The 1,329-nt window shown below is 61.1% G+C and carries 1 protein-coding gene; it reads left to right on the forward strand.

Features of this window, described 5'->3' with window-relative positions:
- The first annotated feature begins 62 nt into the window (after positions 1-62).
- The gene (locus tag KZZ07_RS26555; protein ID WP_219519907.1) at positions 63-1,277 is read left to right on the forward strand and encodes an IS256 family transposase; all 1,215 of its coding nucleotides are present in this window, start codon (positions 63-65) and stop codon (positions 1,275-1,277) included.
- Positions 1,278-1,329 lie beyond the last annotated feature (52 nt).

A 1,329-nucleotide genomic window follows, 5' to 3' on the forward strand; every position in this document is an offset into this window, starting at 1 on the left:
GAGAGTGTCAGGTCTTCTGTGTATGACTGATCCGGTTCATGCTTCACGGAAAGGAAGCATGAATGACCATCTCGAAAGAAGTGCTGGACGAATTGCTGAAGGGCGTGGAGCGCCCTGAAGACCTGCTCGGCGACGCCGGGCTGATGAAAGAGCTGAAGATCAAGCTCATGGAACGGATGCTGGGGGCCGAGCTGACGGCGCATCTTGGCTATGACGAAGGCAAGGAAGCGCCGCTCGGTCAGGCCAACCGCCGAAATGGAGCCTCCACGAAGATGGTGAAGGGGCAGGACGGCGAGATGCCGCTGTCGGTGCCTCGGGACCGCGACAGCAGCTTCGAACCCGAGCTGGTCAAGAAAGGCCAGACCCGGATCGACGGGATGGATGACAAGATCATCGGGCTCTACGCGGCCGGGCTGACGGTCCGGGACATCCAGGCGCATCTGCTCGATCTCTATGGCCTGAAGGTCTCCCCCGACCTGATCAGCCGCGTCACGGACGCCGTCCTGGACGAGGTCCGGGAATGGCAGAGCCGGGCGCTGGAGCGGATGTATCCGATCGTGATCTTCGACGCGTTGCGGGTGAGAATCCGCGATGCTGACAGCCGGACGGTCAAGAACAAAGCCGTTTACGTCGCCCTCGGCGTCACCCGAGACGGCCAGCGTGAGGTTCTGGGCCTCTGGATCGCCGAGAATGAAGGCGCCAAATTCTGGCTTTCGGTGATGAACGAGCTGAAGAACCGGGGCACGCAGGACATCCTGATCGCGGTCGTGGACGGGCTGAAGGGCTTCCCCGAAGCCATTACCGCCGCCTTCCCGGACGCCATGGTCCAGACCTGCATCGTGCACCTGGTGCGCCATTCCCTGAACTTCTGCTCCTGGAAGGACCGCAAGGTCGTCGCCACGGACCTGCGCCGTATTTACAGCGCCCCGACTGCCGACTTGGCCGAGGCCGAGCTCGATGCCTTCGAGGAGAAATGGGCCGGGAAATACGCGTCCATCGCCCCGGCCTGGCGCCGGGCATGGCAGGAGGTGATCCCGTTCTTTGGCTTCGATCCTGCGATCCGGAAGATCATCTACACGACCAACGCCATAGAAAGTTTGAACCGCGTGATCCGGAAATCGATCAAGACGCGGGGTTCCTTCCCCACCGACGAGGCCGCGACCAAGCTGATCTACCTCGCAATCCGCAAATTCGAAATGGATGGCCGAAATGTCCGGGAATGGTTTGCCGCCCGCAATCAGTTCGCCATAATGTTCGGCGAGCGCTTCGACGCTTGAGTATCTGAAACCGCATGGACCGGGACAGATACACAGACTTCAGGACACTCCC

This window comes from Mameliella sp. CS4, from assembly GCF_019392335.1.
GTDB lineage: Bacteria > Pseudomonadota > Alphaproteobacteria > Rhodobacterales > Rhodobacteraceae > Antarctobacter.